At 33.1% G+C, this 15,293-nt stretch carries 10 protein-coding genes; all 10 read right to left on the reverse strand.

The genetic code is table 11. The features are described 5' to 3' along the window. Nucleotides 1-109: 109 nt before the first annotated feature. Complete coding sequence (locus D2A34_RS04275; protein WP_119365829.1) at nucleotides 110-1,666, reverse strand: glycoside hydrolase family 43 protein; 1,557 nt, start codon at nucleotides 1,664-1,666, stop codon at nucleotides 110-112. Nucleotides 1,667-1,679: 13 nt separating this feature from the next. Next, the gene (locus D2A34_RS04280) at nucleotides 1,680-2,816 is read right to left on the reverse strand and encodes a family 8 glycosyl hydrolase (protein WP_119365830.1); all 1,137 of its coding nucleotides are present in this window, start codon (nucleotides 2,814-2,816) and stop codon (nucleotides 1,680-1,682) included. A gap of 14 nt (nucleotides 2,817-2,830) precedes the next feature. Next, complete coding sequence (locus D2A34_RS04285) at nucleotides 2,831-3,730, reverse strand: carbohydrate ABC transporter permease (protein WP_119365831.1); 900 nt, start codon at nucleotides 3,728-3,730, stop codon at nucleotides 2,831-2,833. A 13-nt stretch (nucleotides 3,731-3,743) separates the two neighbouring features. Beyond that, nucleotides 3,744-4,703, reverse strand: a complete 960-nt coding sequence (locus tag D2A34_RS04290) for an ABC transporter permease (protein ID WP_079437757.1) — start codon at nucleotides 4,701-4,703, stop codon at nucleotides 3,744-3,746. A 74-nt stretch (nucleotides 4,704-4,777) separates the two neighbouring features. Further along, a complete protein-coding gene (locus D2A34_RS04295; protein WP_119365832.1) occupies nucleotides 4,778-6,460 on the reverse strand; it encodes a type 2 periplasmic-binding domain-containing protein in 1,683 nt (560 codons plus the stop codon). 155 nt (nucleotides 6,461-6,615) lie between these two features. Further along, complete coding sequence (locus D2A34_RS04300) at nucleotides 6,616-8,148, reverse strand: carboxylesterase/lipase family protein (RefSeq protein WP_119365833.1); 1,533 nt, start codon at nucleotides 8,146-8,148, stop codon at nucleotides 6,616-6,618. A 53-nt stretch (nucleotides 8,149-8,201) separates the two neighbouring features. Then, complete coding sequence (locus tag D2A34_RS04305; protein WP_079437754.1) at nucleotides 8,202-9,284, reverse strand: alpha/beta hydrolase; 1,083 nt, start codon at nucleotides 9,282-9,284, stop codon at nucleotides 8,202-8,204. A gap of 39 nt (nucleotides 9,285-9,323) precedes the next feature. Next, on the reverse strand, nucleotides 9,324-10,838 hold the full coding sequence (locus D2A34_RS04310) for a GH39 family glycosyl hydrolase (RefSeq protein ID WP_079437753.1): 1,515 nt from the start codon (nucleotides 10,836-10,838) through the stop codon (nucleotides 9,324-9,326). A gap of 157 nt (nucleotides 10,839-10,995) precedes the next feature. After that, nucleotides 10,996-13,095: an alpha-glucuronidase family glycosyl hydrolase gene (locus D2A34_RS04315; RefSeq protein WP_119365834.1), complete on the reverse strand. Its 2,100-nt coding sequence runs from the start codon at nucleotides 13,093-13,095 to the stop codon at nucleotides 10,996-10,998. Nucleotides 13,096-13,211: 116 nt separating this feature from the next. Continuing rightward, complete coding sequence (locus tag D2A34_RS04320) at nucleotides 13,212-14,972, reverse strand: methyl-accepting chemotaxis protein (RefSeq protein ID WP_182629305.1); 1,761 nt, start codon at nucleotides 14,970-14,972, stop codon at nucleotides 13,212-13,214. Nucleotides 14,973-15,293 lie beyond the last annotated feature (321 nt).

The raw sequence follows: 15,293 nt of genomic DNA on the forward strand, positions 1-15,293 counted from the left end.
CTCAGTCAAAAATAAAACTAAAATAATATATCCTTTCTATTTCTGCTGAATATTTCTAAATAATATTACTAAATAAGTGATATGTTTAATTGCTAATATACCGTAATTTCTAGTTATGTTGTGTAGTACTTTTATACTCAAACCAGTAGAAATCTGCATAATTATTGGTAGGTTGACCGTTACTGGTTCCGAACATACCAATTGTGCATCCTACGAATCCACCAGCTATCTCTGTACTTAAATTTTTAGTATTAACCTCCTTTTGTAATAATTTATAGCTAGTACCATCTATTCCATAATATAAATCTAACTTCTGGCCCTTGCTTACCATTTTCAAACAAAGTTTATTTGAATTTATTTCAACTTCATTAATTAAAATATCTTTACCATTATTACACTCTATAATTTGTAATACTTCTCTTCCATTTCTCTGCGTGCATTCATATCTAATATGATATTCATTGCTCTGAACTATAGCTATTCCTGCACTTTCATTTTCATTATTCGGCTTAAACTCCATCATAGTAGATACAATATAATGATACTCTTTTTGCCTAATTCCTACATAAGCCGGGTTATCTAAATCTTTTATAGACTGCTCTTTCAAGTGTAGGCGAAGACAACCTTCTTTTTCTGTTAGTGAATATAAATTTTCACTTGGATTTCTTAAAAACATCCAAGTATTATCTAACTCTTTTCCATGGAAATGATAACAAGATTCCTTTGGTTCTACTTCATATTTTGGGAGTTCATGATCTTGCTCTAATTCTAAAATTCCAATGCCTGGATTTACTACTGGCCATCCTTCTTCCCATATTACTTTTGCTAAAAAGGTTTCTCTTCCAGTATTACAATATCCTTCACAGGTTCTGCTAGCTAACATTACCATAAACCACTTATCATCATGAGTTTTAACTAAGTCTCCATGTCCAACATGCTTTATTGGATAACTTTTTCCTAAATGTCTATGAGTAATAATAGGGTTACGTGGACATCCTTCATACTTGCCAAATATAGATTTACTTCTTGCAATAGTAACAGCATGTTCAGGTCCTGTTCCGCCTTCTGCAATCATCAAATAATAATAGCCATCTATCTTATAAAGATGAGGACCTTCAGGCCATATTGCATCTCGGAGTGCACCTTTCCAGATTTTATGACTCTCACCTACAAGGCTCATAGTATTTAAATCTAATTCTTGAACCCAATCTTCCCAATCTCCGTTATAACGTACTCCCTCTGGATTTGGTCTTGTACCCACATAATATGCTTTTCCATCATCATCAAAAAATAGGCTTGGATCAATACCTATTGCTCCTTCTAACCAATACGGATCAGACCATGGTCCCTCTGGCTTTTCGGCTGTTACAATAAAGTTCCCACCATGAGTAACATTTGTAGTAATTAAATAAAATGTTCCATTATTATAGCGCAAGGTAGGTGCAAATATTCCCTGCGAATGACCTGCCCCCTCCAAATTTAATTGTGACTCTCTAGTAAGTACATTCCCAATCTGCTCCCAGTTAACTAAATCCTTACTATGAAAGATTGGGACTCCTGGAAAATAAGCAAATGTAGATGTGACTAAATAAAAGTCTTCTCCTACCGCACATATTGATGGATCTGGATAGAATCCTGATAAAATTGGATTTTTTATTTTATTCATTTCTACTCCCCCTCTACTTCCAAATTCTATAATTTCCGCTTAGTGCTAAGAATGCAAATAAATATAAACAATTATCGTAATATCTTCTTTCACCTGTTCTAAGTGGTGTATTCCAAAATAAATCAACACATTCTTTTCTGTATTTTCCTTTACTAGCTAAAGAAGCCATTGCATTAGTCGCTATAATTGCCACCGGGTGCAGGGCTTTTTCTTCAATAATTGTGCCATCTATCTCATAAACTAAATCCGCCTTACCTTTAACTGTTTCACAAAAAAAAGTTTGAATCTTATCTGTACACTCACATTCCCACTCTGAATTTTCAAACCATTCATAAGATATACCTAGATTAGCTGGTACTCTATATGCATCACTATAGTATCTTTCATGATGGCCTTTATCCCAAGGTGAATTACATGGTACTCCATCATACTTCGAATACTCTGGTGCGAGTCCTGTAATAGGATGGCAAGCTTTTTTTAGATATTCTCTGCTGCAATTAGCTGCATCTTTCCAAAATTTACGATCTTCTTCTTTACACCAAAGAGAAAATAATTCATAAAAATGTGGTAAATGATATGAAGGATCAGTAAAATCAAGATTTGGAACAAACTTTATTAATTTATTACTTGGTTCCCACATTGGAGCCCCTGGTTCCTTTTCTCCTTTATGGACACATTCATGAAGAAGTTCTCTTGCTTCTTTTGAATAATTAAAAATCCCTTCTCCATTACCCCATCTATTTGCCGCGAAAAATAATGCCATTGCAAAATATTCTTCTCCATCAGGTGCAGGCCCATAGGCATTTTTCTCTCCATTTAGCTTAACGGACCATGCAAAATATCCTTTATTTAGACCTTCGTCCATATACATATATGTTTTTGCCCATTTCCATAATCGATCGAATTCTTCTTTCATATTTCTTTGAACACACATCATCATTGCATAAGACATACCTTCTGTCCTAGCATCGTTATTACCTGTATCGACAAAGTAAGCCATATCATCCCCAACGGGATGATATAACCTTTCTGATTCATTTCCATAAAAAATAGTACTAAAAATACCATTTAATCTTTTTTCGATTTCTTCGTCAGAATATCCATATTCTTTAAAGATATTATGATAAGAATTTGTTTCATAAGCACTCATACGTATATTCTCCTTTATTCTTTTACGCCTCCAATAGTAAGCCCTGTTACAAAATATCTTTGTAAGAATGGATATAGACAAACTATTGGCAACGCAGTTACGATTGTAGCAGCTGCTCGAATTGATTTTGGTGTAACCATAGTTCCTGCATTTTTAGCTGCATCTATTGCTCCTGCTCCACTTCCTTGCTGCATTGCAGATGATAATAACTTCATAAGTTCATACTGCAATGTTGTCAACTTTATACTTTGCGAGTTATAAATCATTGCATCAAACCATGAATTCCATTGATCTACTGCTACAAATAATGCAACAGTTGCAAGTACAGGTTTACACAAAGGTAATATAATTTGAACAAAAATTCTAAATTCTCCTGCACCATCAATTTTAGCTGATTCAACTAAACTATCAGGTAATCCATTTATAAAAGTTCTGATTACAATCATGTTAAATACATAAACTAAGCCAGGTAATATATACACTAGGTAGTTATTAGTTAGATGTAAGGTTTTCATTAAAACATAAATTGGAATCATTCCACCACTAACATACATTGTTATTACATAAAATATTGACATTTGTTTCCTGAATATAAACTCTTTTCTGCTTAGTATATATGCAAGCATTGCTGATAAGAATACATTAAGCACAGTAGCAATTACAGTTCTTGAAACTGATATAAATGCACCCTGCATTAAGTTCTGATTGTTAAATACTGTTTGATAATTTTTCATGGAAAATACTCTTGGCCATAGATAAATTCCACCACGTACTGTATCAATACCATCATTAAACGAAACAGCTAATGTATTTAAAATAGGGTATAATGTAACAATTACAAATATCACCATAAATATCCCTATAATACTGTCAAAAATAATATCACTTTTACTTCTCTTTTTTAATCCTGCCATTAATACTCCTCCTTTAGAATAACCTTTCTTCACCAGCTCTTTTTGCAAATTCATTTGCAATAAATATCAAAGCTATACTAACTACGCTCTTAAATATACCTGCCGCTGTAGCTAATGAATAATTACTTAAACTGATTCCATATCTTAATACAAAAATATCTATTGTTTGAGATACACTTTGAATAAGGCCATTTCCAAGTAAGTATTGTAATTCAAAACCTGCGTTAACAATATTTCCAATGTTCATTATTAACAATATAAATATTGTTGATTTAATTCCAGGTAAAGTAACATATAAAATTTTCTTTATTCTTCCTGCTCCATCAATTTCTGCCGCTTCATATAAATCTGGATTAATACCAGTAATGGCAGCAAGGTAAATAATACTACCCCAACCAACTTCTTTCCAAACATTTGTAAGCCCAACAATTCCCCAAAAATATTTAGTTTCAGCAAAAAAATTTATAGGTTCACTTATTATATGTAGTGCAACTAACACTTGATTAATAACACCTGTATCTGTTGCAAGCACATCTACAACAATTCCTGTTACAATTATCCATGAAAGGAAATGAGGTAAATAAGAGATTGTTTGTATAAATTTTTTAGCTAACAACCGCCTTACTTCATTTAATAGTAAAGCGAAACCAATAGAACAAATAGTACCCAATGTTAAATTAATTATACTCATACATAGAGTGTTTCTTATAACACCTAAAAAGACCGGATCAGCAAATAGTGTCTTAAATTGCGTAAGACCAACCCAGGTTTGATCAAATAGAGCTTTTCCTGGCTTATATTTTTGAAATGCCATGACCCATCCTAAAAGAGGTGCATAGCTAAATATTAATGTATATATAACAAACGGAATAGACATTATAATTAAGGCTTTTTGTTTTTTCATTCTTTCGAGCATATTCTTTTTTGCTTTTATTTCTACATTTCCTTCAGCATTCTTTACTCCTAATTCCATTTTTTTCCTCCCTTTTATCATACAAATTTTAAAGAATAGGGATCTGAAAAGATCCCTAATTCCTACTTATATATCTATTTTTTTGCCTTATTAGCTACTTCTACTCTCTTCTTAACTTCTTTAGTAAGTGTATCTTCATATACCTTTATGTCAGCTCCAGTTGTAAGTGTATTTTGATATTCAGCCCAAGTTGAATCAAATTTATCTGGAGTACTCATTATAACTTTAGGTAACCATTGTCTTTTAATATCATCCATTTTTGTCATTGCCATCATCGCAGGTTCATCTACTGACCACGAATTTGTTGCTGAATAAATTGGGTACCAAGGGTCATTTTCTTCAGGCATTTCATCTAAGAAATCTGACCATTTCTTATGGCCATATGCATTAAGAACTTTTTTATCTATATCTTTTAATGTTCCTTCAAACTCACTTAGTTGTTGCTCTGGTAATATAGTATTAATTTTATCTTCAAGGTAGCCTGAAGTATATTGAGGCAAATATGTGTACATGCATAAATTAGCATTTTGCCAATCTTTGTTTCTAGAATTATTTCTTTGCTCTTCATTTCTGACCATTAAACCTTTATCATCTACTGAATAGTCTTTATCTTTTTCTCCCCAGTATCTTAATTTTAATGCATCGTCAGATAATAAATCATTAATAGCTTTTAATGCACCATCTACATCTTTACAACTAACTGAAATTCCTAGACCACCAGCTGAATTAAATGCTGGTTTCATTCTATAATTTGGCTTTATGCTCTTGTCAAGAGTTAAAGGTAGTGGAATATAAGTTCTGTTGTCTAAGTTTCTTGTCTTTAATGCTAATTCAGCATCTCTGAACTCCCAATATTGATCAACCATTCCAAGTACTGCACCTGAAGAAATTTTTGCAATATATTGATCATATTTTGCTGTAAATGTTTCAGGATCTACAATTCCTTTATTGTATTCTTCATTTATTTTCTTGAAGTATTTTTGTGCTTCTGGAGTTGTATTATAGTTTTTAGCTGTTAATGTAGCTTTATCTATAATTGCTCTACCGTCGTTAGGATATCCTGCTACGAATTGAGGCGGATTTTCTAAACAGAAATATCTCCAGTCATCGCTTAAGATTTCAAACCCTATAGTTGGTTGTCCATCTATTTGTGGATTTGCAGCTTTATATTTTTCAATTAAATCAAAATATTCATCAACTGTTGTGATCTTTGGGAAATTAGCCCATGCTAAAACTTCTTTTTGAATCCAGAAAGCCTCATCATTAAAGAATGTTGATGTATCTTCATTCTTTACATTTCCAAACTGTGGTATATAGTAAATATGTCCATCTGCTTTTCTTAATGCTTCCCATTGAGCAGGCGTCCAGAAATTTTTAATATTAGGGTATTTATCAATTTTATCTTCTAATGGAACAAATGCTCCTGCATCTACTAATGCTTGTGTTCCTTCTGTTCCATCTATCATATCTGGATATTCGCCACCTGCAATCATTACTCCGATTCTTTCTTTAGGAGTTTGCCCTGTAAGCCATGACTCATTTATCTTTACTCCAAATTTTTGAGCGATAACCTCTTTAAGTCTATTATTATCTGGAAGTTCCTTTCCTGCTGTTGCAAAAAATGCTGTGAATTCTTTAACTTTACCATCACTTGATGTACTTGCTGTTTCAGCAGTTTTACTTCCACAGCCTGCAAGAAGACCTAATACTAATGTTCCTGATAAAAGGATACTTACTATTATTTTTCTTTTTCTCATTTACATTTCCCCCTACTTTCTTTTACATTATATATTTTGTGTTATATTATTATTTGTAAACGTTTTTCATTTACAAATACAGTTTATCATCCTAGGGTAATATCAACAACCTAACAAACTATATGAAAAATACCAAAAATTATAGATTCTAGAATTTAATATGGATTTTTATCTTTTTTGAAATATTCCTTGACTAAAAACTTCATTAAATTACTTGGCTGTTCCTTCACGAACTCTACTTTATCTCTGAATACCATTCCATACGGTGCCTTAGGAGTGTAGCTTTCCCAATATGGCATATCCTTTCCAGTGGAATCTTTGCCATTTGGATTTCCAGATCGTATAAAATAAGCCCAATAATTGCACATCTGACGAGCAAGATCATAATGTTTACCAATAAACGGCCTCCAACACTTAGCGAGTGTTTCAAAAAAGAACCAAAGATCTACAGAATGGAATGTCCCTGGGTTATCCCATCCTGGTATTTCTGCATCAAAATTATAATAATACAAAGGTATGTTCGCGTTCGTATCAGCATTTACCTGCCCAATAATACGAATAGCATACTCAATACTACTAACTGAAGCTTTTTTTCGTACCTCATCAACGTCTCCCAACTGAACCTCACAAAGTTTCAGATACTCATCAGCATCATCTCCGAACATTTCAATTGCCAACTCTCTAAATTCATCAATATTTTTAACATTTGGGATATTAAAAAATTCAGAAGAGGTATGCCCCAAAAGCATTGGCACCATTAAACGTTTATTTTGAAGAAAAAGATTAAATGGATCCCCTACACAGAATACATTGTCCTCAACAGTTCCCCAGAATTTCTTATATTCAAGTGATTTATCACGAATATATTCAGCATCAAGCTTACGTGCCTCACCAAGTGATGAAACTCCTAAAAATTCAAAAAATTTTATTCCTTCCTGTTCAGCTTGAGATAAATTAGACTTTTCTAAAGGCAGCGGATTTCCTTTATAAAGCATTGTAATGATACCGCTCTGGATAATTGCCTTCTGACAAAGACCTTCATTTTGAGGTGAAGTTAGTTGACTCAAGACACTTCCCCCTCCGGCAGACTGTCCTCCAATTGTAATATTATTAGGATCACCGCCGAAAGCCTCAATATTACGTTTAACCCATTGTGTACCCGCTTGCTGGTCGAGGTTTCCGAAATTTGCAGGAGCTTCTGGCGCTTCTGCTGTTATCTCAGGATGACATAAGAAACCAAAAACATTTAAACGGTAGTTAACCGTTACAACAATAATGCCTCTACGAGCAATACGCTCACCGTCAAATTCCATCTCAGCTGTATTTCCAAACTGAAGTACTCCACCAAAGTACCATACAAATACAGGTAATTTCTCATTAGTACTACATGCTGGCGTCCATACATTTAGGTATAGGCAATCCTCATCCATAGGTATGTCTGGATCCACATTCCATTCTCTTGTATATATATTCTTCTCATCTATAACTGTCTTTGCTTGCATTGATATTGGCGCAAATTCAAATGCTTTTAAAGTACCATTCCAACTTTTTGCAGGCTTAGGAGCACGCCAGCGGTTTTCACCTAGTGGCGGTGCGGCAAATGGTATACCTTTAAAACTTGTTATACGTGGATCAGCTGCTGGCAATCCCTGTATAATACCATTTTCAACTTTTACTGTCCTTAACATACTTGATTACCTCTTTAATTAATATAAATTTAATATTATGAAAACATAAATTATCAATATGAATTAAGTGCCATTCTAATAACACCTGACTTTAAATGTTCTTCATTTCTTCCAAAAGATAAACGGATAAAATTATATGCACCATTGTTCCATACATTAAAATCATGCACACCACCTTCTATAACTATTTCATAATAATTATCCAGATTATCTCCCACAGCCTCTATTATTCCGTTAATCGCTTTTGCATAGCCGTCCTGACTTGCTATTTCGTCTGCATCACCACAGGTAATATAAAGTAAGTCCAACCTATAGCCACATGATGTTATACTTGAACCCAGTACCTTGCCATCGCTGGATGTAGGTGCATTGGAAAAAGCACCTACATAAGCGAACAGATCTTCCATTCCTTGTGCTAGAATAGTCTTATCAAATCCGTTGCTCCAGCCTCCATTCGTCCCTGTATACATCTTTGAATCACATCTATAACCTCCAACAATCAAGTTTAAAGTTTGCATTCCACCCATGGATAAACCAGCTATGGCTCTATGCATTCGATTATATTCAATTCCTTCAGATGACGTATCCTTCATATTTGCATATACATTATAATTGGATTCGATGAAGGGAATCAGATCATATCTTAGTTCATAATCGAAATAATAAAATCCGAGCATGTTAGTTCCTTCTACATTAAATGAATCGTCTGTCCAGTCATATGAACTTCTGCCATCTGGAAATACGACAATCAAAGGATCAATATCATTATTTACAATAAGATTATCAAGTATATTGCATATAACAAAATTCCCTTCAGAATTACCGCTTCCCTCTAACCATTCGTAACGACTTCCGCCAACCCCATGAAGTAAATACAATACATTATACTTAGTATCCTTATCATCTTTGTTGTACCCTGCTGGCAAATATACGTTAAATTTCTTTATAATATCTGGCCCATCAACTGTTTCTCTTCCTACTTCCTGAAAACTGATATTTTGATCTGTTACGAGTTGCCGTGACTTATTGATATAATTTTTTACACTGTATGAAACTTCAGTAATAGTCCCCTGAACTTCCTTATGGGCTGCTTTTTTATATTCGTTAGGCACAGCTGTCACATCAATATTCTTCATACTTTATCCCCTCAATTAATTTAATATTAATAAATACCACTACATTCCATAAAATTCTTCTTGCTTATATCCAAGATAAGTATCTGTCTTATCACTTACTGGCAAAATTTCCAACATGCATAAGTGATTGCATGGAATTTGTAATTCTATTCTGTAGATGCCATCTTGTTCAAGCAATTTAGCATCAGTTTGAAGTGGCTCTGCTGAAGCCTTCAATATGTCTAGTTGCTCTTTATTTAGACTGCGCGGTTTTCCAAGATTGCTCCAAGTCTGCATTGGATTTGCATGCTGTCCTCCCACTTCTTTTTTCAGTGCAATTGCTTGTTTCTCTATGGCTGGTATTAATAATACATATGTTTCATCAGAAGATTGTTTACAATCCTTCATATCATGATAGTTCCATCCGATAATCACATACCTATCCTCATTTTTAGTAACAACCAAATGTTCATCACGGTAAAGCAGCTCTTTACCGGCCTTTGAGAAAAACTCAAAAGCATAAAATGTCGGTTTTTTTATTGAGTTTAAAGAAATTAGACCAAATCCTCCATGGAATACTGATTTAGGAACATCCATTTCTTCAAATACATCACTAAATGTCCAATAGGAATAAGAATCGGCATATTCTCCAGCCTCACTAAGAATACGAGCTATATATCCTGCATGGAAATCCATATCATGAACTGGGCAGATTGGGACATAAGAACTATTAAATTCTGTTATATGAAGCGGCATATTAGCTACACGTGGATAATCCGCCATAATCATTCTAGTCTCTTTAAGTTCCTTAATCATATAACTTGGATCGTTCAAAGTATGGTATATATAATGTCCTCGATTAGTTTGCTGGTCAGCAGTATAACAATGACGAGTTATAAAATCCAAAGGTGAATCATTCTCAATGCAGTGCTCAAAGAACGACCTCAGCCACTTTTCTGTTTCTACACCACAAATTGCTGGTCCACCAACTTGAATTCGTGGATCAACTTTCTTAACAGCTTCTGCAGAACAATCATAAAGCATGAAATATTCTTCCATAGTACCTGCCCAAAATGCTATATTAGGTTCATTCCACACTTCAATTGGCCATGTGATCACTTCTTCTCTACCATATCTATCTATTAAATGATTTAAAGTAACTGTAATGAGCTCTGCCCATTTCTCGTAGGATATAGGCGGGGTTACATTCCCTTTCCAATAAAACACTGTATTATCGCCAGTTTTAAGCTTTTCCGGCATAAATCCCAATTCAAGAAATGGTTTAATTCCATTTTCAAGATAGGTATCCATAATTCTATCTAAATAAGTAAAATTATAAAAAGGATATGTTTCTCCATCCATTTCACATTCTCTATATATTCCTACATCATCGCAAAACAATCCATGACCGCGGATATATTGGAAATGTATTGATTGCTGAGCTATTTTCAAATGATCAATATATTCCTTTTGAAGCGCTAGTCCCATTCTTCCTGTACCAACACAATACGAAACATTATTTTTAAAAGGCTTGCCTGAAACAGGTATCTTAATCTCTTTAATTTCTTTTGACATAATAAACCCTCCTTGAATATTGAATTCTGTTTACTTTATAATAATATCTATAGTTAGCTCTGCTATCTCCTTATTCAAATCCTTATCCTCTGTCTGCCAAATAAAAAATATAAGAATTTTTTAAAATCTTTGCATTGAAAGTAAGATTATTGATAATTTAGTATATCCGTCTTTTCTTTTCATCTTCAATTCCTGACATTCTATGAAAATAAGTATTTATCTGATCCTTCCAATTTTCAGCACTATCAAGCTGTATTTTTAATCGTTCAAGAGTTTGTTCATATATATATATATCTATTTTCCCCTCTAATTCTTCCCATTTTGAAATAAATTCTTTTACCTCTTCATATCCTTCAAAATGAGTATCATAAATATGTTGAATTACACTTTTTCCGGATTTCAGCACATGCTTATAGGAAGCATGGTGGAAAAATAACAACAATTCATCCGGACAAGTTTCTAAATTATTATATAAACTTTTTAACGGCTCATTATATTGTCCTGAATAACCTGTTCCAGTTTCCAAAGTTCTATCTATGCCAATACCTTTACAATCTGCCCTATGATATGTTCCCCAAGGAGAAAATTCATAACCATCTACATCTGGTCCATAATGATGTCCAGGTGCTACCATCCAGCCTATTCCAAGTGGTGAGGTATACTTCTCATAAGTTTTCCATGAATTCATTAAAATTTCTTGTACATTCTTAATAACCAATGAATTTTCCCCAAAGGTAAGGTTGATCCACTCTTCTACTATTTGTTCACTAGTAATATCTGAATTCCAAGCAAGGCGTCCATAACCATAAAGATTAGCTTGTGCTAAAAAATGCCCTGTCCAATTTTCATCATTTCCTACATTAACTATTGCTGCGATTCCTGTAATTCTTTCCGCAACTAAACTATCTGTGTCATTAGCATATGTTTGAGCACTTAAGATTTCCTTCCACCATGGTATTAAAAAACAAACGTGCTTTTGCTGACCTGTATATTCCTGAGTAATCTGAAACTCCATTAATTTATTAGTGTTATCCAATGCTCCAAATAGTGGTGATATCGGTTCTTTGACTTGGAAATCCATTGGGCCGTTTTTAATTTGCAAATATACATTATCTAAAAATTGTCCATCTAATGGCGTAAAGCAATCATACGCTGCCTTGGCTCTATCAATTGTATGATCTCTCCAATCCTGTCTGCAGTTATATACAAAACATCTCCATATTAATATTCCTCCATACGGTGATAAAGCACTTGCAAGCATATTGGCACCCTCTGCATGATTGCGTCCATAAGTGAAAGGTCCTGGTCTTCCCTCTGAGTCAGCTTTTACCATAAAACCACCTAGGTTCGGAATTACACTATATACATGCTCTGTTTTTCTCTTCCACCATTGTATTACATTTTCATCTAATGGATCAGAAGTTTGTAAATCTCCAAGTGTAATTGGTGCTGCAAAATTGATACTTAAATAAGTTTTAATTCCCCATTTATCAAATATTTTACTAATAGTTTTTAGAATATTAATTTTGTTATCTATTAAATATGTTTCTGCTGCATGAACATTAGTGTTATTTATAATTACTCCATTAATTCCGACAGACGAGAGCATTCTTGCATAATCATTAATCCTATCTAAATCAGATGCTACATCATAATCATCATTAAAGGCTTTTCTTAGCGCATTATTAGTTGCCGCTATACCTCCTATTGAATCCATAACCTCTTTCATGATATCTTTATTTCGGCAGCTTTCGAATAAGATAGAACTTCCCGCAAAACCACGCTCTACAGTTCCATCAATGTTATCCCAATGATTTACCAGCCTTATATTTTTCTTTGGATTATCAATAATTTCTATACCATCAATCTGTTTATTTTGCTCAAGCAAACGCAATAGAGTAAATACTCCATAAAGAATTCCACTATCATCTTTAGCTGAAATAGTAATTACTTGTTTTTTTCCCAGGAAAATTTTATGTTTTATTTTATATCCTTCACTAGCTAAATTTTCATCATTTGATTTCTCTAATTTTATATATTTTCCATACTTAATTTCTTCTTCTTTCTCGTATACCTTCTGTTCTACTTTTGTATCATAAATTTGTTCAAACGCTTTCTTTAATTCCCATAGTGCAGAGTCTATAATCTGACTTTTATAAGGAATCACAATATTTTCAATATACTCTTTGTGATTGCTGTTTTTAATCTCTCTGTGGCTAAGCCAACAAGAATACATTTCACTTTTCTTATTTACCATGTTAAATTTTCTCCTTTTATATGTTTATTTTGTGACTTATATTTAAACTGAAAATTGAATCAGCAATAACCCCATCAAGTTTTTCACTTAAAATCACTAGCTACTAGCATTAAAATTTATATTTTAAATTCCTCAAGCAATTCATTAAGATTTTGTGCAAGTTGTACTTGTTTATCAACCGTAACAGCAATTTCTGACATACTTTCAGTTGCCTCTGTTATGCCCTCAAATATTGTAGCAGAATCCTCTGTTGCTTTTTCTGAATTAGATGCCATAACATTAACCATTGCATTTATCTCTTGGGATAATGCATTTAATTGCTCTGACATTGTTGCAATATCTTCTGATATTCTACTAATTTCCTTAGCATTGTCATAATAAAACTCACTAGATACCATAAATTCATTAAATTGTTTTGTAACATCTTTGTTAATAAAATTTAGGACCTCATTACTGTTATCAGAAAGTTTCTTAAAAGCTCCTTGAACTTTTGTAACAGTGCTTTGAATAGACGATGCCGAACTCGCTGACTGCTCAGCAAGCTTTCTGACTTCCTCCGATACTACAGCAAAACCTTTACCATGTTCACCTGCTCTAGCTGCTTCTATCGCAGCATTTAATGCTAACAGATTTGTTTCTTCAGCTATAGACGATATAGCTTCTACCATCTTTGAAACTTCTTTCACCACTGCCCCATCATTTATAGCACTTATTATCATTTTCTCTCTGTCTTCATATATATTTCTGGTATTGGTTAACGCCTCATCTGTCTGACTTTTAAGCTTTGAAGACTTCTCTTTAAAGCCAGTAGAAATTTCGCTTCCATCTGATGACTTTTTAGATAACTCTGAAATACTTTCACTTATTTCTTTCATTGACTGATTTACCAGATTAGCAGACTTCATAGATTCGCTCATATTAGTAGTAATATTTTCTGTAGACTTACTTATATCTAATACCTTGTTAGTTACCTCTTGAGCTACAGCTGATAATTCTTCCGCAGAAGCAGTTAGCTCAAGAGTTTGTCCGTTTATACTCTTTATTAATTTCTTAACATTATCTTGAGCCTTATTTAAGGCAACAGCAGTTTGTCCAAATTCATTTTTACTATGTATATTAACATTTTCAGTAAAATCATATCTGGCTAGTCTCTCTGCCAGTTCTTTTATCTGAATTAGTGGTTTTGTTAAATTAGATGAAATCTTAATTGCTGCAAATATTGATAATGCTATGAGTATTGCAAGAGATGCCACTAATACGATAATTGTCTTTATTAACATTCCATTAAGTTCAGACGTTTTTGCTTTAATTTCTGAATCTATATTATCTACATAATTTCCAGTGCTTATTACCCAGTTATAGGGCTTAAATAATGCTGAATATGCTCTTTTAGGCGCTACATCTCCATTTGGCTTGGTATAATCAAAATCTGTAAAACCACTTCCATCTTTAAGCACAAGACTCATTATCTTCTCTTTAAAATTGGTTTGAGTCCCATCTCCATCACTACTGCTTTTTGAAGCTGTATCTGCTGCTGAATTATCAGTTGCTGAAGTGCTTATATTGTCTATCCAAAAGTAGCCTGTTTCATCGTATCTCAAGGATTTCACTAGATTTCTTGCTTGTTTCTTTGCTTCATCATCTGTTAGCTTACCATCCAATTGCATTTTATTTATACCATTTAATAGCCCAATCACATTATCAACCTGATTCTTAATATTCTTATCATATCCGTCTCTGAGAGTACTTTCATACTGATAAACTGCTTCTAAATTACTTTTCCTTAGCTGATTGATGGATATTAAACCAACTAATAATGTAACAACTCCTACAATTAGTACATTCATTAGTATAATTGTACTTTTTAATTTCCTCATAAAATCACCCATTCCTCAATAATTTAATTTGTCTGTAGTATCGGCTATGTTGATACATAACGTTTTCACTACAATATTAAAGCTTTACAAAAAAAATTGAAACATACATAATTATAGTATTTATACAAATAATTATGGCAAATAGATATGAAGCTTTCCGTTAAAAACTATATCTTTCTCTATATTTTACATTAAATTAGGATTTGCTAAGCAAATCTTAATTATAATGCACATGAACTTAATAATATCCAATACTGTGTTTAATTAACAAGAAATTACTTATGAGATTATAGACAAAATTCATCCTTTCGAGTGAGAGAA

The organism is Clostridium chromiireducens (assembly GCF_003575225.1).
GTDB lineage: Bacteria > Bacillota > Clostridia > Clostridiales > Clostridiaceae > Clostridium > Clostridium chromiireducens.